Below are 21,587 nucleotides of genomic sequence, written 5' to 3'. Positions count from 1 at the left end.
TTCGATTATCACCCGATGTTCATCGCCTCATCGCAAAATCCGCTGGCGGCGAAGGCAGAGATTGAGGCGGAAGATTTTCGTGACCAAACCCTGATCACCTACCCGGTGCCGCGTGATAAGCTGGATGTTTTCACCGAATTACTGACCCAAGCCCGCATTGAACCTCGCGCCCAGCGCCCCGTGGAGCTCACCGCTGTGATTCTAATGCTGGTCGGCAGCAATCGCGGCGTGGCCGTGCTGCCCGACTGGGTGCTGCGCGACGTGAAATCGAACGCCGACTACATAGCGCGCCCACTTAAGCCACCACCTAGCAAGATCGGCCCGATCACCAAACGCCTGTTTGCCGCCACCCGCGAAGAAGACGCCGCCAAACCATTCATCGGCCATTTCTTGCGCCTCGGGCGATCCGAGGCAGTAAAGTTGCAACGAGAATAACGCTCGGGCGTTAGGGCACTACACGCATCCCAGCTATGCAAGAAACACAATGGAATAATAAGCACGCTTATTATATCTATGCCATATGAATTTTGCACCTGATCAACTCGGACCACTGTTGCACGACGCCTCCCGTCTGGTGCGCAAACGCTTTTCGCAGCGGGCGGCTGAATATGGCTTGTCGTCGGCGCAGTGGCGTCTGCTTGCGGTTGTGCTGCGCGAAGGTCGCGCCAGCCAAGCCCGCATCGCCGACAAGCTAGAGATTGAACCGATCTCGGTCTCGCGTCTTGTTGACCGGATGGAACAAGCCGGTTGGGTCGCGCGTGAAGTTCATCCCGATGACCGCCGCGTGCGGGTGATCGTGCCGACTGCCTCGACCTTGCTGATCCGTAACGATCTCAAAGCCATGGCAGATTCCGTATTTGACGAGGCTTTGTCGGGCCTAACCCCCGAAGCACGTCACGCTTTAATCACCGGGCTTGCTGCGGTGAACACAACTCTGTCTCAGGCCGTTTGCGATGCAATGGCAGACGTTAAGGACTCTTGATATGACCGCCACTTCGACCAACACCCCCGCTTCTGTGACTCCGCTGAACGCAGGCGTCGCTGCTGCTCCCGCCCCCGCTCCGCGCAATAAACGCCGGACTTTGATGGTTCTTGGCCCGCTGCTCTTGCTGGCAGCGGCAGGCATCTATTGGCTGATGGGCGGCCGCTATGAAGAAACCGAGAACGCTTATCTGCACCAAGCGCGCATCTCGGTCGCATCATACGTGCCGGGCCGGATTGATAAGGTGCTGGTGAACGACAACCAGGTGGTCAAATCCGGCGATATACTGTTTCAGGTTGACCCTGTGCCATTCCGGTTGGCGCAAGCCCAAGCCGACGCCGCCGTCAGCGCCGCCCGCATCAGTGTAGAGCAGTTGAAACTGGCCTACGGCACCGCCCAAGCCAATCTGCAACTCGCCGAGGATGAAGCATCTTACCAAGCCATTGAGCGTGAACGTCAAGAAAGCCTAGGTGCCAAAGGCGTCTCCACCGATTCCAACCTGATCGACGCCCGCCACGAGGAACGCACAGCACTTGATCAACGTGACCTCGCCAAACAGGCCGTTGCATCGGCGCTTGCAGCCATCGGCGGTGATCCGAATATCCCGACCGACAACCACCCCACTGTGCGCAACGCCATCATCGCCCGCGAGCAAGCCGCCTACAATTTGGCCAATGCCGTGGTGAAAGCCCCAGCGGATGGCGTGGTCTATCAAGCTTCGTCGTTCAAACCGGGTCAAATGGTTTCCGCCGGGCAAAGCCTGTTCGCCTTGGTGCAGACGTCTGACATATGGGTCGATGCCAACTTCAAGGAAACTCAGCTTGCGGGCATCACTGTCGGCGCCCCGGCCGAGTTGACCTTCGACGCCGATCCCGGTCGCAAGATTGAGGCCGTTGTCGCGGCCATTGGCGCAGGCACCGGTTCAGAATTCTCGCTGCTGCCCGCTCAAAACGCCACTGGCAACTGGGTGAAAGTTACTCAGCGCGTCCCAGTCACCCTGCGCTTGCTGAACCCCGAAGATGCCAAGGGCCTCGCCTCGGGTGTCAGCGCCAGCGTTTCGGTCGATACCGGGCGTCACCGTAGCCTGTCGGACATTTTGCCCAGCTTTATGAAGTAAACCGTCATGAGCACCGCCACAACGGAAGTCCCGCACAAGGGCCTGATCACGCTATCTATCATGCTAGCCACGATCATGCAGGTGCTGGACACCACCATTGCCAACGTAGCACTTCCCACCATGACAGGCGACCTTGGCGCAAGCCAAGACACCATCACTTGGGTACTGACCAGCTACATCGTCGCCTCGGCCATTATGACCCCCGCGACGGGCTGGATTTCCGACCGCATTGGCAAACGAGAGTTCTTCCTGATCTCGATTGCAGGCTTTGTGATCACCTCCATCGCCTGCGGCCTCGCGTGGAGCCTGCCTTCAATGGTGCTGTTCCGGCTGCTGCAAGGCATCTTTGGCGCGGCGATTGTACCTTTGTCGCAAACCTTCCTGCTCGACACCAACCCTCGCGAAAAGGCCGGTCAAGCGATGGCGCTTTGGGGCGCTGGCATCATGGTCGGCCCGATCATCGGCCCAACCTTGGGCGGCTGGCTGACCGAAAGCTTCAACTGGCGCTGGGTGTTTTTCGTCAACCTTCCCGTCGGCATCATCGCCTTCATGGGCTGCTTCGCCTACCTGCCGAAATCCATCAAACGCCTGCGCCGCTTCGACTTTTTCGGCTTTGGTATGCTGTCCATCGGCATCGGCGCATTGCAACTGATGCTGGACCGCGGCGGTGAGGTTGATTGGTTCGCTTCCGCCGAAATCTGGCTGTATCTGTTTCTTGCGGTAAGCGGCATGTGGGTGTTCGTCATTCACATCATGGGCGCCGACAAGCCGTTCCTAGAGCCTCGGATGTTCGCGGATCGCAACTTTTCGACCGGCTTGGTGTTCATCTTCATCATTGGCATCATCCTGTTGGCAAGCCTCGCGTTGTTGCCACCTATGTTGTCGCGCATCTTTGGCTATCCCACCATCACCACCGGCCTCGTGATGGGTCCGCGCGGGGTTGGTACCATGGCCTCGATGCTGATCGTCGGGCGCTTGGTGCAGAAAACCGATGCGCGGCTGCTTGTCACCGTGGGGCTGCTGCTGACCGCCGCCTCGCTGTATTTTATGACGGGATTCACGCCGCAAATGGGCCCCGGCCCGGTGATTTGGACGGGCGTGTTGCAAGGGCTGGGCCTCGGGTTGGTGTTCGTGCCACTATCGACCATCGCCTTCGCCACCATTGCGCCCGAACTGCGCGCCGATGCCACCAGCCTGTTTTCACTGGTGCGGAATATCGGCTCGTCTATCGGGATTTCGATGGTGACGCTGATGCTGACCCGCAACGTGCAGGTCAATCATGCCGATCTGTCGGCGTCGATCTCATCGTTCAACCCAAACTTCAATATGGTGGTGCCACCCGGCACCATGACCGCCGCCACCTTGCAACAGATGGATGGATTGGTGGCGATCCAAGCCCTGATGATCAGCTACATCGACGACTTCTACCTGATGATGGTGATTACTCTGTGCGCTTTGCCACTGGCTTGGTTCCTGAAAAAGGCCGAGCCGCGAGCCATGGCCCCCGGCCAAGCCCCGATTGCGCATGATTGATTTCCGCCCGGACACTGCGTAAGCTGTCCGGGCACACGACGCCATAGGAGGGGTGCATGATCCAGCTTTACCACCCACGAAACCTTGGCCCTGTCGCGGCCCTGCCTTTGTCGCAGGGCTGACCCGACCCGCATCGCAACTTCTTTCCGATCAGGTTCTCCGGTCCGCCCCCAACGGCGCTATTGCGCATTTTCATCGCGGATTTGAAACATGACCCTGCTTGCCACCAAATCGCTTGGCCTCACCCTCGGTCAACCCCTGTTCACCGACCTCAGTTTCAGCGTTGAACCCGGCGACCGTCTCGGCCTGATCGCCGCCAACGGACGCGGCAAATCCTCGCTTCTGCGCTGTCTCGCAGGCACGCTGGAACCCACCACGGGCGAGATCACCCGCACCCGGGGCCTGAAATCCGCGCTGGTGGATCAAGACGTGCCCGCAGCCCTGCTCAAGCTGACCTTCCGGCAAGCCACTCTAGCTGCCCTCCCCGCCGAACAAGCCGAATACGAAAGCTGGCGGGCCGAGATTGTGCTGGATGATCTGGCCGTCCCCGAAACCCTGCGCGATACGCTGCTCAGCGCGCTTTCAGGCGGCTGGCAGCGCACCGCCCTTCTCGCCCGCGCCGCGATCACCGAGCCTGACCTCTATCTGCTGGACGAGCCGACCAACCACCTCGACCTCTCCCGCATCGGCATCCTGCAACGCTGGCTCACCGCCCTGCCCCGCGATACCGCTGTGATCACCACTAGCCACGACCGCGCCTTTCTTGATACCGCCACCACCCGCAGCCTGTTCCTGCGCGCCACCTCAAGCCGGATGTTCGCGCTGCCCTATTCCCGCGCAAGGCTGGCGTTGGAAGAAACCGACGCCGCAGACAGCCGCCGCTTTGAGAACGATCTGAACAAAGCCGACCAACTCCGCCGCCAAGCCGCCAAACTGAAAAACATCGGCGTCAACTCCGGCTCGGACCTGCTGATCACCAAGACCAAACAGCTGAAAGACCGCGCCGACAAGTTAGAGGCCGCCGCCCGCCCCGCCCATCGCGAAACCTCATCAGGTGCTATTAAACTGGCCAATTCCGGCACCCATGCCAAAGCCCTGATCACCCTGAACGACGCCGCGATCACCACCCCCGACGCCCGCCCGCTATTTCACACCGGACAAAAGTGGATCGAGCGCGGCGACCGCGTCGTGATCCTTGGCCCGAACGGCACCGGCAAATCGCAACTCATCCTCGCCGTTCTGGCGGCCATACAAACCCAACACCCAACCATCAAATCCGCCCCGAGCCTCGCGCTCGGCTACTCCGACCAAAACCTAAACCAACTCCCCGACGCGATGACCCCGCAGTCGCTGATCAGCCAGCACGCCAACGACCAGACCACCAAAACCCTGCTCGCAGGCGCTGGCATCAAACCCGATTGGCAAACCAAACCGCTCGGCAAGCTGTCCGGCGGCCAGAAGGCACGGCTTGCGATGCTGCTGCTGCGTCTGTCGAACCCGAACTTCTACCTGCTCGATGAACCGACCAACCACCTCGACATCGAAGGCCAAGAAGCCCTCGAACAAGAACTCCTCACCCAAGGCGCCACCTGCCTGCTCGTTAGCCATGACCGCGATTTCATCCGCGCCGTAGGTTCGCGCTTTTGGCAAATCGAAAAGCGCAAACTGATCGAAGTCGATAGCCCCGAGCCGTTCTTTGCGGCCGAACTCAACCGCCAGCCTTAACGCCCCGCCGCCGCCTTGCGCTCTATCCCCCACCCGTGTATGCCCGCCACCTTACGCCCCAACCCAGACGCTACCGGAGTCCCCGCCCATGCAAGGCAGTGCCAACCTCAACCTGATGATCAAGGCCGCCCGACGCGCTGGCAAAGCGTTGGTGAAAGACTTCCGCGAAGTCGAGAACCTGCAAGTCTCGACCAAAGGCCCCGGCGATTTCGTCACCCGCGCCGACCGCGAAGCCGAGCGGATCATCAAAGAGGATCTGATGGGCGCGCGTCCGACCTATGGCTGGCTTGGTGAAGAAACCGGCGAGACTGAAGGCCAAGACCCGACCCGCCGCTGGATTGTCGATCCCTTGGATGGCACCACCAATTTCCTGCATGGTATGCCGCATTGGGCGATTTCTATCGCCTTGGAATATAAAGGCGAAATCACTTCCGCCGTGGTGTTCGACGCCGCCAAGGATGAGATGTTTTGGTCCGAAAAAGGCTCCGGCGCTTGGATGAACGACCGCCGCCTGCGGGTGTCGGGTCGCCGCGCCATGCATGAAGCGGTGTTTGCGACTGGCGTTCCGTTCAGCGCCCGCAAAACCCTGCCCGCCACCCTCGCCGACCTCGCCCGCCTGATGCCAGCCTGTGCCGGTATGCGCCGCTGGGGTGCAGCCTCGCTTGATCTGGCTTACGTCGCCGCTGGCCGTTTCGACGGCTATTGGGAGCGCGAACTGGAACCTTGGGACATCGCCGCTGGCATCTTGCTGGTGAAAGAAGCTGGTGGCCTGATCGCGCCTGTGCGCGAAGGCTATGACATCCTCGAGAAAGGCGCGCTGATCTGCGCCAACGAGGCGTTGTTCGAGCCTTTGAAGAAAATCATCCGCGACGTCTAACCGACTGCTTCCAAACGGAATATAGCCTCAGTCCTGCAACCCTCAGCGTTTCGGCACGCGCGGGATGCGGCTGGGGCTTAGTTTATACTTGGCCTCGGGATGCGGCGGCATCCCCTCATTACGCGCCCAAAACGCCCGCCCACCGCGCCGCAGCAGGATCGGCAGCACCATCATCGCCCCCGCGACAAAGCCGCCAATATGCGCCAGATACGCGACACCATCTTCGGTGGCCGCGTAGCCATGAAACGCCTGCACCACAAACCAGACGCTCAGCACGATCCAAGCCGGGATCGAAAACACCCTAAAGAAGATGATGAAGATCAGCAAAACATCGACCCGCGCACGCGGGAACAGCATAAGATAGCCGCCCAGAACCCCGGCAATCGCCCCCGACGCCCCGACCAGAGGCCCGTCGAACCACGGGTTGCCAATCACCTGCAACCCCGCTGCGGCCAAACCGCAGGTCAAATAAAACAGTAAATAGCCTACATGGCCCATCTCATCTTCGAGATTGTCGCCAAAAATCCACAAAAACAGCATGTTACCGGCCAAATGCAGCCAGCCGCCATGCAAAAACATATGGGTGATCAAACCGCCAAGCCCGTGCCCCTGCATCAACTGCGCAGGCACCAGACCCCAAGTGTAATAGAACGCGCCCAACTCATATCCGCTGCGCAAGGTGAACCAATAGCTCAGAAACACCGCGATGTTGATCGCAAGCAGCGCGTAAGTCACGAAAGGCACGCGGCCCGAGGGATTATGATCGCGGATTGGAAACATGAGCCAAGCTTTCCGATCTGTTGCACGCCGTCAAGCCGCAAGCGAAGCTCGTCAGCCGCCTCGGCACGGATTTGATCAACACCAAACCCGCGCCCAAGGCTGCTAAACAGAGCGACTCAACGGGCGAAGTCAGCCTGAAACCTCGGCCAACAGTTGCGCATTGCCGCCCGAAGCCGTGGTGTCGATGCAAACATGCCGCTCCAGCATCACATGCGCTGCATCCGGCATATCGCCGATCAGCGGCAAAATTGGCCCCTTTCGCGCCGCCAAAGCCTGCGCCCGCGCCCGGCCCTCTGCGGCATCACCCCACCACAGCGCGGCCGAAAACCCCTCCAACCGCGCCAAAGCCAGTGGCGCAAGCCCGTCGGCCAACACCGCCTGCCCGCCCAAAGCCCGCACGGCCTGCGCCTGCGCCGCAGCGGCTTTCGATCCCGGTCCCAAGCACAACAACGGCGCGCGCGGGCTCGCTGTCAGCTTGTTAGACTCGCCCGTCGGCCCCGGCAGCACCCGCGCATGACGGATTTCGCTTGGGTGCGGCAGATTTTTCAACGCCTTGACCACCTCTGCCTCCGGCAGATCAGGGCTTTCTTCCGAAACAGTCGCAGCCGCTGCCACGGTAAAGCGATGCAGATATTCCGGCCCGCCCGCTTTCGGCCCAGTGCCGGAAAGCCCCTCGCCACCAAAGGGTTGGCTCCCCACCACCGCACCAATTTGGTTGCGGTTGACGTAAAGGTTGCCGACATGCAGCGTCTCAATCACCGCCTGCACCCGGTCATCAATCCGCGTATGCAAGCCGAAGGTCAGCCCATAGCCGGCGGCGTTCACCGCCTGCACCACCTTATCCACCTCACCCGTCTTGAACGTGGCGATATGCAGCACCGGCCCGAAAATCTCTCGCGGCATATCGGCGATCCCCGCCACTTTGATCACCGTTGGTGCAATGAATGTGCCCTGCGCGGGGGCCGAAAGCTCCTTCAGCACCCGGCCTTCAGCCCGCGCCGCCGCAATATAATCACGGATACCGCCCTGCGCGACGCTGTCGATCACTGGCCCCACATCACTCGCCAAGTCCAGCGGATCGCCCAAAGCCAACTCGTCCATCGCCCCAAACAGCATTTCCTGCACCGAATGCGCCACATCCTCCTGCACATAGAGACAGCGCAAAGCTGAGCACCTTTGCCCCGCCGACTGGAAACTAGACGCCAGAATATCCCGCACCGCCTGCTCTGGCAGAGCCGTGCTGTCCACCAGCATCGCATTCAACCCGCCAGTTTCCGCGATCAACGGTGCCGTCGGGTCCATAAACTCCGCCATCGAGCGGCGAATTTTCAGCGCCGTCTCGGTTGAGCCAGTAAACGCCACACCCTTCACCCGCGCATCGCGCGTGATCAGCCCGCCAACCGCGCCATCACCCGGCAAAAGCTGCAAAGCCGAGGCCGGAACCCCAGCTTTCAGCAGCAATTCCACCGCAAAAGCCGCGATCAACGGCGTCTGCGGCGCGGGCTTCGCGACCACAGCATTGCCAGCCGCAAGCGCCGCACCAATCTGCCCCGAGAAGATCGCCAGCGGGAAATTCCACGGGCTAATGCAAGCAAACACCCCGCGCGCAGGGTTGCTCAGCCCCACCGCGCCATCGGCATAATAGCGCAAGAAATCAACCGCTTCGCGCAATTCCGACACCGCATCTGCCAGCGATTTCCCCGCCTCGCGCGCCAGCAGAGCAAAGATCGCGCCAAATTCCGTCTCATACAAATCCGCCGCCTTCCGCAACACGCCGGCACGGACTTCCGCACTCGCGGTCCACGGTTGCGCCAAACTTAACGCCGTTTCCACATCGGCAGCCGAGGCGCTCACACATTGCCCGACCACCTCCCCCGTCGCCGGATTGCGCACCTCTTGCCGCGCACCACCCGCCACAGCCCCCGCGAGCATCGGTCCCGCCGTCAACTCCAGCATCTCAAACGGTCCGCGCGCCGCAGCAATCGTCGCAAGATCGCCTGCGTCGGTTAAATCCCAACCCTTCGCATTCCGCCGCGCCCCAAACAGCCCCGGCCCGGTCGCAATCGCTGCGCTTGCCACCGGAACCATCGCCTCCATCGCCGAAATCGGACAAGCCGCCACGGTTTCCGGGCTGACCTCCTCATTGACAATCTGGTTCACAAAGCTGGAGTTCGCGCCATTCTCCAACAACCGCCGCACCAGATACGCCAGCAAATCGCGATGCGCCCCCACAGGCGCGTAAATCCGGCACCGCGTCGCATTGTCGGTCAGCACGATGTCGTGCAGCCGCTCTCCCATGCCGTGCAAGCGTTGGAACTCAAACGATTTCTTATCGTCAGCCATATCCAGAATAGCCGCCACCGTATGCGCGTTATGGGTGGCAAATTGCGGATAAATCCGGTCGGTCATCCCGAGCAACTTGCGCGCATTGGCGATGTAGCTCACATCCGTCGCCTGCTTGCGGGTGAACACCGGGAACGATTGCAGCCCCAAAACCTGCGCCCGCTTCACCTCGGCGTCCCAATACGCGCCCTTCACCAACCGCACCATGATCTTGCGATCCAAGCGCTGCGACAGCGCATAAAGCCAGTCGATCACCGCCCCCGCGCGCCGCCCATACGCCTGCACCACCACGCCAAACCCATCCCAACCGCGCAAAGCCGGATCACTCAGCACCGCCTCGATCACCTCCAACGACAACGCCAGCCGATCGGCCTCCTCGGCATCAATGTTGAACCCCAGCCCCGCCGCCTTCGCCAGCCCCGCCAAAGCCCGCACCCGAGGCACCAATTCCTCCATCACGCGGGCGCGCTTTGCCACCTCATAACGCGGATGCAGTGCCGACAGCTTCACGGAAATCCCCGGGTTGCTGCGAATATCCCCGGTCACAGCTGCCTTCGCAATCGACGTAATCGCCGCCGAATATGACAGATGATAGCGCCGCGCATCGGCTTCCGTCCGAGCCGCTTCGCCAAGCATGTCATAGCTGTAGGTGTAGCCCTGCGCCTCCAGCACCGTCGCGCGCCTCATGGCTTTTTCAATGGTTTCGCCGAGCACAAAGTTGCGCCCCATCTCTTTCATCGCCCGCGTCACCGCCGAACGGATCACCGGCTCGCCCAGCCGTTTTACCGCCGCCTTTAGATGACCAACCACCCCCGGCTCGCGTTCATCCAGCACTTTTCCGGTCAGCATCAGCGCCCAGGTGGAGGCATTGACCAGCGACGACGCCGATTTACCCAAATGCCGCCCCCAATCCGAAGGCGCGATCTTATCCTCGATCAACGCATCCATTGTTTCGGCATCAGGCACCCGCAAAAGCGCCTCGGCCAAACACATCAGCGCAATGCCCTCATCGGTCGAAAGCCCGTATTCCGCGAGGAAAACTTCCATCAGCCCCGGCTTGGCCGAAGCCCTGATCCGGCGCACAAAATCAGCACCTGCCGCCGTAACCCGAGCCCGCTGGGCATCATCCATTGCCGCCTCAGCGATCAGATCGGCCACCAACGCCGCCTCGTCACGCAAAGCATTATGCTCAATCACAGCCCACGCATCGCTCATATCGGTCCCCTAAAGATTTGGACCATGATAGCGCAGGTTTGACAGGCTGTTTCCCTCATTATAGAGTCAAATGCAGCCGAAACGCCTCAAAAGGAGCATTGCGCCATGCCAATCGACCGGGCCGAGCTTGACCGTTTCGACCATGCCATTCTGCGCGAACTGGCCGCCGATGGCCGGATCAGCGCCACAGAACTTGGCCGCCGCATCGGTCTGTCAAAATCGCCCACGCAAAGTCGGATGAAACGCTTGGAAGATACCGGCATCATCACCGGCTACCGCGCCAATCTCGACCCGATCCGCATGGGTCAAGCCCATGTCGCCTTCGTCGAAGTGCGGCTTTCCGACACACGCGAGGCCGCGCTGCAAGCCTTCAACAAAGCCGTGTTGGCGGTGCCAGAGGTTGAACAGGCGCATATGATCGCGTCGCGCTTTGATTATCTGCTGAAGGTTCGCACCACCGACATCCAAGACTACCGTCGCGTGCTGGCCGAACGCATCTCGGCCCTGCCGCATGTCGCCTCAACCTCGACTTATGTCGCGATGGAAGCGGTCAAAGAACTGTTCTGAAACAACCCCAATGGTGCCCGCGGCCGGGCTCGAACCGGCAAGGCCATACGGCCGGGAGATTTTAAGTCTCCTGTGTCTACCATTTCACCACGCGGGCATGTTTGCGGGTTTGGCGTTATGTTGCACCATAGCCATCTGCACGGCGGGGTAAAGTCGATCTAAGCGCATCTGGTGCAACAAAGCGCTCGTCAGCCGCCGCAGTGCGGCGATTGACTTCCTCACACGCGCCGCCTTTTATACGCGCAAGAGTTTGCGAGGGCACCCATGAAGAAAATCTATCCCAACGCGGCGGCGGCGTTAGAGGGTCTGTTGTTTGACGGCATGTTGATCGCTGCGGGTGGTTTTGGCATCTGCGGTATTCCTGAACTGCTGATCGCGGCGATCCGCGACGCCGGCACCAAAAACCTGACGGTTGCCTCGAACAACGCAGGCGTCGATGGCTTTGGGCTTGGCCAGTTGTTGGAAACCCGGCAGGTCAAAAAGATGATCTCGTCTTACGTTGGTGAAAACGCTGAATTCATGCGGCAATATCTGTCTGGCGAGCTTGAACTCGAATTCAACCCGCAAGGCACTTTGGCCGAGCGTCTGCGTGCCGGCGGCGCAGGCATTCCAGGCTTTTACACTGCCACTGGCGTTGGCACGGTGATTGCGGATGGCAAAGAGCACCATGACTTCAACGGTAAGACTTATATCTTGGAAACCGGAATCGTCGCCGATCTAGCCATCGTCAAAGCGTGGAAAGCCGATCCCTCGGGCAACCTTGTGTTCCGCAAAACCGCGCGCAACTTCAACCCACCAGCGGCGACTTCGGGCAAAATCTGCGTGGTTGAGGTTGAAGAAATCGTGCCGCTGGGCAGCCTTGACCCCGACACCATTCATCTGCCGGGGATTTATGTGCACCGCATTGTGCAGGGCGATCACGAAAAACGCATCGAAAACCGCACGACACGCAAGCGCGCAGCGCAGCCAGTGGATATCGATTCTGTCGCCCGCGCGACCAATAGCAAGGAAGCCTGACATGTGGGATCGTAACCAAATGGCCGAACGCGCCGGGCGCGAGTTGCAGGACGGCTGGTATGTGAATCTTGGCATCGGCATCCCTACGTTAGTCGCCAACTATATCCCCGAAGGTGTTAACGTAACCTTACAGTCGGAAAACGGCATGCTCGGCATGGGTCCGTTCCCGTTCGAAGGCGAGGAAGACCCCGATCTGATCAACGCCGGCAAGCAAACCATCACCGAACTGCCGCAGACTGCCTATTTCGACTCTGCGCAAAGCTTCGCGATGATCCGTGGCGGCAAAATAGCCATGGCAATCTTGGGCGCGATGGAAGTCTCGGAAAATGGCGATCTTGCGAACTGGATGATCCCCGGCAAGCTGGTCAAGGGCATGGGCGGCGCGATGGACCTTGTTGCGGGCGTTGGCCGCGTTGTGGTGGTGATGGATCACACCAGCAAATACGGCGAGTCAAAAGTGCTGAAGGCGTGCACCCTGCCGCTGACTGGCAAGGCCGTCGTGGACCGGATCATTTCTAACCTCGGCGTGCTCGATGTGGTGCCGGGTGGTTTGAGGATCGTCGAAGTTGCGGATGGCGTCACCGAAGCCGAACTGCGCGCTGCAACGGAGGGCATCATCGTTGACTGAGGTTCTGCGCGAGCACGGCGCCACGAAAGGCCGCTACTATATACGTCAGAATGGCGAAGAAGCCGAAATGACCTATTCGATCACTACGCCGACGCTGCTGATCGCCGACCACACCGCCGTGCCCGACAGCTTTCGCGGCACCGGTGCGGGCCTCGCGATGCTGACGCAATTTGTGGCGGATGCGCGGGCAGAGGGCTTCAAGATCATGCCGCTTTGCCCGTTTGTGAATGCGACGCGGAAAAAGCACCCCGAATGGGCGGATGCGTTTTCGGTCTGAAATCATGCGGGGGAACCGGAAAAACTGATTAACGCTTTTGTAACAGAATAGCTTAACCGCTTGAATTGTTACGATCTAAGATGCCGCCACGCGTGGACTGCCTTAGTTGATCGCCGAGATCACCTTGAACACGCAAGGATCGGTGACCAATTCAGGCGGGCTTAGACACAGCCCCTGCGCCACCTGCCAAGCCGCCAAAACCTTCGGCACATAATCGCGAGTCTCGGCATAAGGCGGCACGCCGGAATTGGCATCAATCGCGCCCTCCCCCGCGTTATAAGCCGCGATCACCATCAGCGGGTCATGATCGAACCGCTTCATCAGCCAATCCAAGTAAGCCACGCCACCCTTGATATTCTGCACCGGATCGGTGGAATCGCTGACGCCAAACCGTTTCGCCGTCTCCGGGATCAGTTGCATGAGCCCCTGCGCCCCCGCAGAGCTGACCGCATCCTTGCGACCTGCGCTTTCAATCCCGATCACCGCCAATACCAGCGCAGGCGATACATCGGTGCCGATCGTCGCCTTCAAAATCTCGGTGCCATAACTCGCGGCGATTTCCTGCATATGCTGCATCCGGGGTGCTGCCACCTGCGCGCCGCCTGGGCCTTGACTGAGCATCGCCAAAGCCAGCGGGAAGCGCCCCGCGGGCTGATCACGCTGCATCGGAACCGCATCCCAGAACCAACCATACTGCGCCGAAGCAGGCGTCGGCATTGTCGGAGCCAAGGGCGCAGTCGGGTTCGGCGCGGGGTCGGGTGCGCGCTCTTTGACCACCGGCAACGCTGCAAGCAGCCGGGCCTGTTCCGCTGGATCAATCTGCACGGTGATCCGTTTGCCGGGCAGATTCGCGCTGACTTTGATCCGCTTGAAACTTTCACCCGCCACCGAGTTCATGATGATTTCAGCCGACGCCATCACTGGCACCAGAACAATCAACCCCGCCAGAACTATGCCTTGTGCCCGTCGCACCAGGTTGGATGCCGCCTGCATTGTTTTCATTGCTTAAACCAAAGCAGAATCGCAGGGCCATATCCACTTATGTCTGGCCCAATCATGGCTATTTTGCGCAAATCGGCGCGAAAGCAACGGTTTATCCACAGCTGCATAAATCGTAGGAAATTAATAAAGCGTTACAGTTCAGCATCTTAAATTATTTTATGAACTATTTTACGCGGCTTCAAAAACGCCGCGCTGTCACCAAACTGCAGCCACATTCAAACGGCTATATTGGGTCATACCGAACGGCAAGCGGCGAAACAGAGGTCGCAGCTGACTGAACCGGAGCGGTTAGAAAACTGAGCAACCCAAGAAAAGGACTTCCAAAATGATGACTCTGAAACTCCGCAAACTGTTCAAAAACTTCAAATCCGACGAATCCGGCGCTGTGACCGTTGACTGGGTCGTGCTCACCGCTGCCATCGTTGGCCTCGGCATGGTCGTGATGAAAACCGTTGGTGGCGGCATCGAAGGTCTGGGTACGAAGATCGTGACCAAACTGGATAGCACCGCTGCTGGCTACACCAGCACAACCCCGTAAGCTTCTGCTGCACTGGCAAGGTAAGTGGCGCATTCGGGACGGGATGCGCCCTTGCTAAGCGAGTGACGACGATGTTTCGCAGCTCGCAAAGTTCGAGCAGATTTAAGTTAACCTTCTAAACGAGGACTTCCAAAATGATGACTCTGAAACTCCGCAAGCTGTTCAAAAACTTCAAATCCGACGAGTCCGGCGCTGTGACCGTTGACTGGGTCGTGCTGACCGCTGCCATCGTTGGACTTGGCATGGTCGTGATGAAAACCGTTGGTGGCGGCATCGAAGGTTTGGGCGGCAAGATCGTAACCAAACTGGACGACACCACTGCTGGCTATACCAGCACAACCCCGTAAGCCATCCGCTCACCTGAAACGAGGTGAAGGCCGCATCCGGGACAGGATGCGGCCTTTTCCATAGAAGCCTTGCTCTGCCGACCACTGAGTCATCGGGCGCAATCCTAATTTCGGCCATATTTCTAAGCTATTGCTGCAATGGGGGCCCATAAGTGAAGCGAACGATGAAAAAGGGAAAACCATGCCACGTTGGTTAAAGACTTTTATCCACGACACCGATGGCGCGGTCACTGTTGACTGGGTGGTTTTGTCAGCCGCTGTGATCGGGTTGGGCATGTTGGTGCTGGGGCCAATCGCCTACAGCACGGAAAACGTGACGCAAAACGTTGCTGATTACATTGGTGATGTCGAAGTCGGCTCCAACTGACACGCGGGGGCTCTCCTCCCGATAGATTTATGGATTTACTTGGGAAAGGCTAAAGAATGCGAATGATTTTCGGACTGGTGCTTGTGGTCGGTATGTTGCTTGCAGGCGCTGCAGTATTCATGGCGAAGAATTTCATTGGCGACCAGCAAAGCGCCGTGGCGCGTGAAAAACAGCTGTTGGCCGACACGGGTGGGCTGACGCTGGTGTATGTTGTCAACAAGGCGAAGAATTACGGCGATCCGCTGACGCAAGATGATGTACAGCGCATCTACTGGCCGATGAACGCTTTGCCGGAAGGCGCGTTTGAGGACGGCGATCTGCTGTTTCCGAAAGACGCCAAGGATCCACGCTATGTGGTGCGGCAAATGGAACAGTTTGAACCCATCCTCGCCGTTAAGGTCACCGCCCCAGGTGAGCAGGCCGGTCTGAGTGGCGCAATCGAAAAGGGCATGCGCGGTTTTGCCATCAAAGTGGATGCCGCGGACTTTCTGCAACCAGGCGACAGGGTGGATATCTACTGGACTGGCAGCTCGGATGCGTCTGGCTCTGAAATTACGCAGCGCATTGAGACTGCCGTGAAGATCATCGCCGTGGACCGCAATGCCAAAGCGACGATCGCTGCAGGCGAAATTCAAAGCCGCACCATGACTGTGGCCGCGACACCCGAGCAGGTCGGCCGACTGGCGCAAGCCCAAGCCACTGGGCGTCTGGTGATGTCACTGGTCGGCAATGATCAAAGCGCCGTCAGCGATCCGACTCAGATCAAAGTCACAACCAAGGACATCAATGGCGACACTACCGCCGCTCCGGTGGCCGCGGTTGAAGCACCGGAGGCTTGCTTTATCACCGTGCGGCAAGGTGGCGTTGCAAGCCAAGTGCCGATCGCCTGCACCAATTGAGCCTGAAAGCGACAGGCGCAACCACTCCCTATGGTGGTTTCGTCACATTTTGGACACGATTTTTCGTGGTTTGTTGCAAGTTATCCACATAAGGAACGGCCTTTAACCATTTGATTCTTGCTTAAAAACGACATCTACGGCATCTTGCGAATTGGATTGGGCAGAACAAGACCCGACCAGAGGCGTGATCGGAAGGGCAGGTCACATGAATATGCGCAATATCCTGACCGCCAGTTGCTTGGGGCTTGCCCTTGCGACTTCGGCGCTCAGCCCGCTGTCGGCACAGACGCTGCGGGTAATGGAGGGGTCGGCTTCGGCTCCGTTGAATGTGCCGATGAACCGCGCGGTTGTGGTCGAAAGCGACGTATCATTTGCAGAGCTTTCCATCGCCAATCCTGGCATCGCCGATATATCGACGCTGTCGGATAAGTCGATCTACGTTCTGGGTAAGACGCCCGGTCGCACCACGCTGACCCTGCTCGGGCCGGATGGTAAGCTGATCTCAAACGTCGATGTGCATGTCACCCCTGACATTGCCGAGTTCAAAGAGCGGCTGCAGCAGATCCTGCCCGGCGAAAATATCGAAGTGCGCACCGCCAATGACGGGATCGTCATGTCGGGCACGGTATCTTCCACCGCCAAACTGGATCGCGCTTTGGATCTGGCCCAGCGTTACGCACCCGAGCGGGTCTCAAACCTGATGAACGTCGGCGGCACCCAGCAGGTTATGCTGAAAGTGCGCTTCGCCGAGATGCAGCGCTCGGTTTCCAAAAACCTCTCGGCCTCGTTGGGGATTTCGGGCGGCAAAAATATGGGTATTGTCGGTGCGACCGGCACCTTGGCCAATCAAAGCAAAGACAACATAAAAGACGGTTTCGTCGCACTGAAAGACAACACGCAAGGCGCTCTGGGTCTGGGCTTTACCGCGGGCTCGCTTGAATTTGCGGTGCTGCTGGAAGCGCTTGAGTCCAAGGGTGTTGTGCGCACTTTGGCAGAGCCCAACTTAACTGCGCTGTCGGGGCAAGAAGCGAAGTTTCTGGCCGGTGGTGAATATCCGATCCCGGTTTCGGACAAAGACGGCGTCAAGATCGAATACAAGCCTTTCGGCGTTGAGCTGAATTTCACCCCCACCGTCGTTGATGGCGACATTATCAACCTGGTGATCAACGCCGCTGTATCCTCGATTGATACCAGCACCGGTGTAACCACCGCCGGTTTCTCGTATAATGCCTTCAAACGTCGCGAGACTTCGACAACGGTAGAGATGCGCGACGGCGAAAGTTTTGCCATTGCGGGGCTGCTGCAAGACGACTTCCGCGATCTGAACGGCCAGGTGCCGTGGCTGGGTGACATCCCAATCATCGGCGCGTTGTTCCGCTCGGCAGAATATCAGCGCGCGCAATCTGAACTGGTGATCATCGTCACGCCACATCTGGTCTCGCCGACCCGGGGTGAGGCTTTGGCGCTGCCAACCGATCGCGTCAAGCTGCCGTCCGAAAAGGATCTGTTTTTGTTCGGCAACGTGGCGGGCAAACAAAAGGGCGCTGCGGGCGATGTCGCTCGACAAGATTTCAGCGGCTCTTATGGCTATGTGATGGAGTGATGATGAACCTACGCTCCCTCCCCCTGATCGCCGCCGCGATGTTTAGCCTTGCGGCCTGCGATCCTGTCGATTTCAACCGCGAAGCCGGCGCGTCTGTCGGCGATGGCGGCTTCGGCAGCGCCAACACGAACAACACGTTGGTGATGTCGGGTGAACGCGACTACACCATCGCACTGGCACAGCGCTTCGCGCAAACGGTGCCGACCACGATCACCTTCGCGTTCAACAGCGCCGCATTGTCTCCCGAGGCCCGCGCAACACTGGCGCAACAGGCTGACTTCATTCGGCAATTCCCGCAAGTGCGCTTCCGTGTCTATGGCCACACCGATCTTGTCGGCTCTAACGCTTACAACAAGGCGCTGGGTCTGCGCCGGGCTCGTGCCGCTGTTGCCTACCTTGCCAGTCTGGGCATCGGCAGCTCGCGTCTCGAAGCGGTGGTGTCATTTGGCAAAACCCGCCCCATCATCCAGACCACGGCTCCCGAGCAGCGCAATCGCCGCACGGTCACCGAAGTTTCGGGTTTCGTGAAAAGCAATCCGATGGTGCTGAACGGCAAATATGCCGCGATCATCATGCAGGAATATGTCAAAAGTGCAGTGCCAGCGCATCCTAACAATGAGGTTATCAAAACCCAGGTGAGCGGCACCGAATAACCCTGATCAATCTTTTGCCCCTCCGCAAAACCCGGGGGGGCATTTTGCTACCTGATGAACCGCTTCGATCGCTGATCGAAATCTTCTGCAAAGCTAAGTGCCTCAGCGACGCACCGCACCTACCGCACATCCCCGCTAGTTTTGTTTCCAAGAAAACCCGAACTCCGGCTAAATACCCTAGATTGACGCTGTTTTAGCCCCAATCTCGCCACCATCCTCCAGCATCTTGCACCGAATGGGAACAATGCCGCGCCATAGGCCGTGCATTCCTCCTTGGATCGGCCGTACGAGCGCCTTAATTTGGGCCGGGGTCGGTGGTGGGATGTCTTGAGAAGGACGATGATACGATGACGAGCGTGGCCAACTTACAACCTGATCCCGCACCCATTCTGGCGTGTACGATTTCGCGCGATGTGCAGAATTTTGATCTGTTGATCGACGATATGGAAAACGAGCTGGGCGAAGCCTGGGGCGACTTGGGTTTTGAAGACGCCCTGATCTTTCTTGGTCAGCCCGAAGCGGCAACGCTGGAATTTGTCGCCATCGCGGTGGATGCCGAAGACGAAATTGATCTGTCGCGCATCACCGAGATCATTCGCACCGCCAAAGCCAAGACGATCAAAGTGATCCTTATTGCCGATCAGGTCGGACCCGCCGCTTTACACCAACTGCTGCGCTTGGGTGCCGAAGATTTCGTGCCCTACCCGCTGCCCGATGGTGCGCTGCATGAAGCGATTGAGCGTATCCGCAAACCCGCGCCTATCTTCACACCAGAGGTTGCGCCTGCCCCTATCCTAGCGCCACCGCAAATCGTCTCGGATGAACCCCACGCCGAGAAAGCCCCGGCTTTCAAAGCCAAAGGTGACCGCGACGCGGTCGTGCTGCCGGTGCATGGCCTTGCGGGCGGTTGTGGCGCTTCGACCTTCGCCACCAACCTCGCTTGGGAGCTTGCATCGCTGTCGAAAACCGACGCCCCGCGGGTCTGCCTGATCGACCTTGATTTCCAGTATGGCTCGGCTGCCACCTACCTTGACCTGCCGCGCAAAGAGGCGGTGTTCGATCTGCTGACCGACACAGCCCACGCGGACAGCGATGCGATGCTGGCCGCCATGTTGACCTTCAACGACAAACTGCACGTGCTGACCGCTCCTTCAGACATGCTGCCGCTCGATATCGTCACACCAGAAGACATTGGCCGCATCATCGACATGGCGCGGGCGAATTTTGATTTCGTGGTGGTCGATATGCCGAAAACCATCGTGGCGTGGACTGAAACTGTGTTGGCACGCGCTCATGTTTACTTCGCGCTGATGGAGCTTGATCTGCGCTCGGCGCAAAACGTGCTGCGACTGACGCGGGCGCTGAAAGCCGAAGGTCTGCCGCATGAAAAACTGCGTTACGTGCTGAACCGCGCGCCGAAATTCACCGACCTTTCGGCGAAAAGTCGCGTTAAAAGAATGGCAGAAAGCCTTGATATCACGATAGAAATTCAACTTCCAGATGGCGGCGCGCAGATCACTCAAGCCAATGACCACGGCCTGCCCCTGTCGGAAAATGCTGGCAAAAATCCGCTGCGCAAAGAAATCCAAAAGCTTGCAAAATCGCTGTTTGATCTGAACAAAGCCGTGGAATCCGGCAAGAGCTAAGGCTCTGACTTTGGGGGTGTAGGATGTTCTCACGTTTCAAAAAACCGGAGGCAGGCCCATCGTCTGGCTCTGCCGCTCCAGCGAATACCGCGCGGCCCGCGGCTGTACCCGCGGCCAAACCCGGCGCGGGTGTGCGTCCGACGGCTGCCCCTGTCCGTCCGGCTGCCGAAGTGGTGGCTGCCGATAAGGAAAAGAAGCGCAAGGATCGTCTGGGCGAGTTGAAGCAAGAATTGCACAAGCGCCTGCTTGATAACCTTAACCTGGCCGCCATTGAACAGGCGTCCGAAGCCAACCTCAAAGCCGAAATCGCCGCGATCTCTGCCGAGGCGCTGGAGGAGATGGCCGTCGTGCTGTCAAAGGACGACCGCGTTACGCTAAACCAAGAGTTATATGACGAAGTCATGGGCCTCGGCCCGCTTGAACCGCTGCTGAAGGACGAGTCGGTTAATGATATCCTCGTCAACGGCCCGAACCGCATCTTTGTCGAACGCAACGGCAAGCTGACCCTGACCGACATCACCTTCAAAGATGAGCGCCACCTGCTGCGCATCATCGACAAGATCGTATCCGCCGTGGGGCGTCGCGTTGATGAATCCAACCCCTATTGCGATGCGCGGCTTGCCGATGGCAGCCGTTTCAACTGCATGGTGCCACCGGTTGCCGTCGATGGATCGCTGGTTTCGATCCGAAAGTTCAAGAAGGAAAAACTCGGCATTCCCGATCTTGTGCGCTTTGGGGCGTTTACCGAGGAAATGGGCCTCTACCTACAAGCGGCCGTGTCGTGTCGGTTGAACATCATCGTCTCAGGCGGCACCGGTTCGGGTAAAACCACCACGCTGAACGCGCTTTCCAGTTTTATCGACAACACCGAGCGAGTTCTCACCATCGAGGACACCGCCGAGCTTCAGCTGCAACAGGTCCATGTCGGCCGGATGGAAAGCCGCCCCGCCAACGTCGAAGGCAAGGGCGCGGTGACCCAACGCGACTGTCTGCGCAACGCGCTTCGGATGCGTCCCGACCGCATTATCGTCGGCGAGACTCGTGGCGAGGAAGTCATCGACATGCTGCAAGCGATGAACACCGGCCACGATGGCTCGATGACCACGATCCACGCGAACTCTGCCCGTGACGGCATCAGCCGCCTTGAAAACATGGTTGCAATGGCAGGGATTGAAATGCCACTGAAAGCCGTCCGCAGCCAGATCGCCTCGGCTGTGAACCTGATCGTGCAAGCCTCTCGCCTGCAAGACGGTTCACGCCGCATGGTCTCAATCACCGAAATCACCGGCATGGAGGGTGAGGTGATCTCGATGCAAGAAGTCTTCCGCTACGAACGCTTAGGTGTTGAACCCAATGGCAAAATCATCGGCCGCTTCAACGCAACCGGGGTGCGCAGCCACTATTCCGACCGCTTCCGGCAATGGGGCTACGATCTGCCCGCCTCAATCTACGAACCTATTAACTGAGGCAT

General features: G+C 59.1%; 21 protein-coding genes and 1 tRNA gene. 18 read left to right on the top strand and 4 right to left on the bottom strand.

Going from position 1 to position 21,587, the window contains the following annotated elements:
• The 6 genes from JWS10_RS16115 to JWS10_RS16090 form a co-directional block, all read left to right on the top strand.
• On the top strand, positions 1 to 435 hold a 435-nt coding region (locus JWS10_RS16115; protein ID WP_299508863.1), incomplete at its 5' end, for a LysR substrate-binding domain-containing protein.
• 118 nt (positions 436 to 553) lie between these two features.
• Positions 554 to 982: a MarR family transcriptional regulator gene (locus JWS10_RS16110; protein ID WP_299508862.1), complete on the top strand. Its 429-nt coding sequence runs from the start codon at positions 554 to 556 to the stop codon at positions 980 to 982.
• A gap of 1 nt (position 983) precedes the next feature.
• Complete coding sequence (locus JWS10_RS16105; RefSeq protein ID WP_299508861.1) at positions 984 to 2,099, top strand: HlyD family secretion protein; 1,116 nt, start codon at positions 984 to 986, stop codon at positions 2,097 to 2,099.
• A gap of 6 nt (positions 2,100 to 2,105) precedes the next feature.
• Complete coding sequence (locus JWS10_RS16100) at positions 2,106 to 3,632, top strand: DHA2 family efflux MFS transporter permease subunit (protein ID WP_299508860.1); 1,527 nt, start codon at positions 2,106 to 2,108, stop codon at positions 3,630 to 3,632.
• 210 nt (positions 3,633 to 3,842) lie between these two features.
• Positions 3,843 to 5,357 carry an ABC-F family ATP-binding cassette domain-containing protein gene (locus JWS10_RS16095; RefSeq protein WP_299508859.1) on the top strand — a complete coding sequence of 505 codons (1,515 nt, stop codon included), beginning with the start codon at positions 3,843 to 3,845 and terminating at the stop codon, positions 5,355 to 5,357.
• Positions 5,358 to 5,445: 88 nt separating this feature from the next.
• Complete coding sequence (locus JWS10_RS16090; RefSeq protein WP_299508858.1) at positions 5,446 to 6,234, top strand: inositol monophosphatase family protein; 789 nt, start codon at positions 5,446 to 5,448, stop codon at positions 6,232 to 6,234.
• A gap of 42 nt (positions 6,235 to 6,276) precedes the next feature.
• On the opposite strand, the gene JWS10_RS16085 is transcribed toward JWS10_RS16090, so the two are convergent.
• The gene (locus JWS10_RS16085; protein ID WP_299508857.1) at positions 6,277 to 7,014 is read right to left on the bottom strand and encodes a rhomboid family intramembrane serine protease; all 738 of its coding nucleotides are present in this window, start codon (positions 7,012 to 7,014) and stop codon (positions 6,277 to 6,279) included.
• Between the two features lie 129 nt (positions 7,015 to 7,143).
• On the bottom strand, positions 7,144 to 10,572 hold the full coding sequence (gene putA / locus JWS10_RS16080; protein ID WP_299508856.1) for a bifunctional proline dehydrogenase/L-glutamate gamma-semialdehyde dehydrogenase PutA: 3,429 nt from the start codon (positions 10,570 to 10,572) through the stop codon (positions 7,144 to 7,146).
• Between the two features lie 105 nt (positions 10,573 to 10,677).
• Here putA and JWS10_RS16075 point away from each other — a divergent pair, with 105 nt between their 5' ends.
• Entirely contained in the window at positions 10,678 to 11,139 is a 462-nt protein-coding gene (locus JWS10_RS16075; protein WP_299508855.1) for an Lrp/AsnC ligand binding domain-containing protein, read from the top strand.
• Positions 11,140 to 11,150: 11 nt separating this feature from the next.
• On the opposite strand, the gene JWS10_RS16070 is transcribed toward JWS10_RS16075, so the two are convergent.
• Positions 11,151 to 11,236, bottom strand: a tRNA-Leu gene (locus JWS10_RS16070).
• Between the two features lie 167 nt (positions 11,237 to 11,403).
• Between JWS10_RS16070 and JWS10_RS16065 the strand changes: the two genes are divergently transcribed.
• Genes JWS10_RS16065 through JWS10_RS16055 form a run of 3 tightly spaced genes read left to right on the top strand, consistent with a single transcriptional unit; the run spans position 11,404 to position 13,061 of the window.
• Complete coding sequence (locus tag JWS10_RS16065; protein ID WP_299508854.1) at positions 11,404 to 12,156, top strand: CoA transferase subunit A; 753 nt, start codon at positions 11,404 to 11,406, stop codon at positions 12,154 to 12,156.
• A gap of 1 nt (position 12,157) precedes the next feature.
• Positions 12,158 to 12,784: a 3-oxoacid CoA-transferase subunit B gene (locus JWS10_RS16060; protein ID WP_299508853.1), complete on the top strand. Its 627-nt coding sequence runs from the start codon at positions 12,158 to 12,160 to the stop codon at positions 12,782 to 12,784.
• A complete protein-coding gene (locus tag JWS10_RS16055; protein ID WP_299508852.1) occupies positions 12,777 to 13,061 on the top strand; it encodes a GNAT family N-acetyltransferase in 285 nt (94 codons plus the stop codon). The genes JWS10_RS16060 and JWS10_RS16055 overlap by 8 nt, the downstream gene beginning before the upstream one ends.
• A gap of 102 nt (positions 13,062 to 13,163) precedes the next feature.
• Here JWS10_RS16055 and JWS10_RS16050 read toward each other — a convergent pair whose 3' ends face one another.
• Entirely contained in the window at positions 13,164 to 13,958 is a 795-nt protein-coding gene (locus tag JWS10_RS16050; RefSeq protein WP_299508864.1) for a lytic transglycosylase domain-containing protein, read from the bottom strand.
• A 430-nt stretch (positions 13,959 to 14,388) separates the two neighbouring features.
• Between JWS10_RS16050 and JWS10_RS16045 the strand changes: the two genes are divergently transcribed.
• The 8 genes from JWS10_RS16045 to JWS10_RS16010 all read left to right on the top strand — a co-directional run bounded on the left by JWS10_RS16045 (position 14,389) and on the right by JWS10_RS16010 (position 21,582).
• Positions 14,389 to 14,601: a pilus assembly protein gene (locus JWS10_RS16045; protein ID WP_299473474.1), complete on the top strand. Its 213-nt coding sequence runs from the start codon at positions 14,389 to 14,391 to the stop codon at positions 14,599 to 14,601.
• 134 nt (positions 14,602 to 14,735) lie between these two features.
• Positions 14,736 to 14,948, top strand: coding sequence for a pilus assembly protein (locus JWS10_RS16040; protein WP_299473471.1), 213 nt, complete (start codon positions 14,736 to 14,738; stop codon positions 14,946 to 14,948).
• Positions 14,949 to 15,129: 181 nt separating this feature from the next.
• Positions 15,130 to 15,315, top strand: a complete 186-nt coding sequence (locus JWS10_RS16035) for a hypothetical protein (RefSeq protein WP_299473468.1) — start codon at positions 15,130 to 15,132, stop codon at positions 15,313 to 15,315.
• A gap of 62 nt (positions 15,316 to 15,377) precedes the next feature.
• The gene (cpaB, locus tag JWS10_RS16030) at positions 15,378 to 16,214 is read left to right on the top strand and encodes a Flp pilus assembly protein CpaB (protein WP_299508851.1); all 837 of its coding nucleotides are present in this window, start codon (positions 15,378 to 15,380) and stop codon (positions 16,212 to 16,214) included.
• Between the two features lie 205 nt (positions 16,215 to 16,419).
• Positions 16,420 to 17,817, top strand: coding sequence for a type II and III secretion system protein family protein (locus JWS10_RS16025; RefSeq protein ID WP_299473463.1), 1,398 nt, complete (start codon positions 16,420 to 16,422; stop codon positions 17,815 to 17,817).
• 2 nt (positions 17,818 to 17,819) lie between these two features.
• Positions 17,820 to 18,470 (top strand): OmpA family protein, encoded by a 651-nt coding sequence (locus tag JWS10_RS16020; protein ID WP_299473460.1) that lies wholly within the window; start codon positions 17,820 to 17,822, stop codon positions 18,468 to 18,470.
• A gap of 347 nt (positions 18,471 to 18,817) precedes the next feature.
• Entirely contained in the window at positions 18,818 to 20,116 is a 1,299-nt protein-coding gene (locus JWS10_RS16015; RefSeq protein ID WP_299508850.1) for an AAA family ATPase, read from the top strand.
• 23 nt (positions 20,117 to 20,139) lie between these two features.
• Positions 20,140 to 21,582: an ATPase, T2SS/T4P/T4SS family gene (locus JWS10_RS16010; RefSeq protein WP_299508849.1), complete on the top strand. Its 1,443-nt coding sequence runs from the start codon at positions 20,140 to 20,142 to the stop codon at positions 21,580 to 21,582.
• The last annotated feature ends 5 nt before the right edge of the window (positions 21,583 to 21,587 follow it).

The organism is Cypionkella sp. (assembly GCF_028290025.1).
Lineage (GTDB): Bacteria > Pseudomonadota > Alphaproteobacteria > Rhodobacterales > Rhodobacteraceae > Cypionkella.
This window is presented reverse-complemented; position numbering and strand designations above follow the sequence as displayed.

Coding starts and splice junctions, on each gene's coding strand:
- JWS10_RS16105 (WP_299508861.1), top strand. CDS start 984: ATGACCGCCACTTCGACCAACACCCCCGCTTCTGTGACTCCGCTGAAC.
- JWS10_RS16100 (WP_299508860.1), top strand. CDS start 2,106: ATGAGCACCGCCACAACGGAAGTCCCGCACAAGGGCCTGATCACGCTA.
- JWS10_RS16095 (WP_299508859.1), top strand. CDS start 3,843: ATGACCCTGCTTGCCACCAAATCGCTTGGCCTCACCCTCGGTCAACCC.
- JWS10_RS16090 (WP_299508858.1), top strand. CDS start 5,446: ATGCAAGGCAGTGCCAACCTCAACCTGATGATCAAGGCCGCCCGACGC.
- JWS10_RS16085 (WP_299508857.1), bottom strand. CDS start 7,014: ATGTTTCCAATCCGCGATCATAATCCCTCGGGCCGCGTGCCTTTCGTG.
- putA (WP_299508856.1), bottom strand. CDS start 10,572: ATGAGCGATGCGTGGGCTGTGATTGAGCATAATGCTTTGCGTGACGAG.
- JWS10_RS16075 (WP_299508855.1), top strand. CDS start 10,678: ATGCCAATCGACCGGGCCGAGCTTGACCGTTTCGACCATGCCATTCTG.
- JWS10_RS16065 (WP_299508854.1), top strand. CDS start 11,404: ATGAAGAAAATCTATCCCAACGCGGCGGCGGCGTTAGAGGGTCTGTTG.
- JWS10_RS16060 (WP_299508853.1), top strand. CDS start 12,158: ATGTGGGATCGTAACCAAATGGCCGAACGCGCCGGGCGCGAGTTGCAG.
- JWS10_RS16050 (WP_299508864.1), bottom strand. CDS start 13,958: ATGAACTCGGTGGCGGGTGAAAGTTTCAAGCGGATCAAAGTCAGCGCG.
- JWS10_RS16045 (WP_299473474.1), top strand. CDS start 14,389: ATGATGACTCTGAAACTCCGCAAACTGTTCAAAAACTTCAAATCCGAC.
- JWS10_RS16040 (WP_299473471.1), top strand. CDS start 14,736: ATGATGACTCTGAAACTCCGCAAGCTGTTCAAAAACTTCAAATCCGAC.
- JWS10_RS16035 (WP_299473468.1), top strand. CDS start 15,130: ATGCCACGTTGGTTAAAGACTTTTATCCACGACACCGATGGCGCGGTC.
- cpaB (WP_299508851.1), top strand. CDS start 15,378: ATGATTTTCGGACTGGTGCTTGTGGTCGGTATGTTGCTTGCAGGCGCT.
- JWS10_RS16025 (WP_299473463.1), top strand. CDS start 16,420: ATGAATATGCGCAATATCCTGACCGCCAGTTGCTTGGGGCTTGCCCTT.
- JWS10_RS16020 (WP_299473460.1), top strand. CDS start 17,820: ATGAACCTACGCTCCCTCCCCCTGATCGCCGCCGCGATGTTTAGCCTT.
- JWS10_RS16015 (WP_299508850.1), top strand. CDS start 18,818: ATGACGAGCGTGGCCAACTTACAACCTGATCCCGCACCCATTCTGGCG.
- JWS10_RS16010 (WP_299508849.1), top strand. CDS start 20,140: ATGTTCTCACGTTTCAAAAAACCGGAGGCAGGCCCATCGTCTGGCTCT.